General features: G+C 60.9%; 1 protein-coding gene. It reads left to right on the top strand.

Annotation, left to right across the window (positions count from 1 at the left end; genetic code table 11):
* Positions 1-56 precede the first annotated feature (56 nt).
* A partial coding sequence (locus tag EOD29_RS35310) for a LemA family protein (RefSeq protein ID WP_164764117.1) occupies positions 57-233 on the top strand: 177 nt, incomplete at its 3' end.

Genomic DNA, 233 nt, shown 5'->3' with positions numbered 1-233 from the left:
GCCGGCAAAACCGCTTAGTCTCCGCCTCAACTTTACTTCGCTGCGGGGGATTCGCGATGTATATTGCGCTTGGCGTCATCGTTCTGGTCGCGCTCTATCTCGTCTTCGTCTACAACGGCCTGGTTCGCGCGCGGCAGATGGCGGAAGAAGCCTGGTCGGGCATCGACGTCCAACTCAAGCGCCGCGCCGACCTGATCCCGAACCTGATCGAGACGGTCAAGGGTTATGCCGCC

The organism is Mesorhizobium sp. M1A.T.Ca.IN.004.03.1.1, from assembly GCF_003997555.1.
Lineage (GTDB): Bacteria > Pseudomonadota > Alphaproteobacteria > Rhizobiales > Rhizobiaceae > Mesorhizobium.
This window is presented reverse-complemented; position numbering and strand designations above follow the sequence as displayed.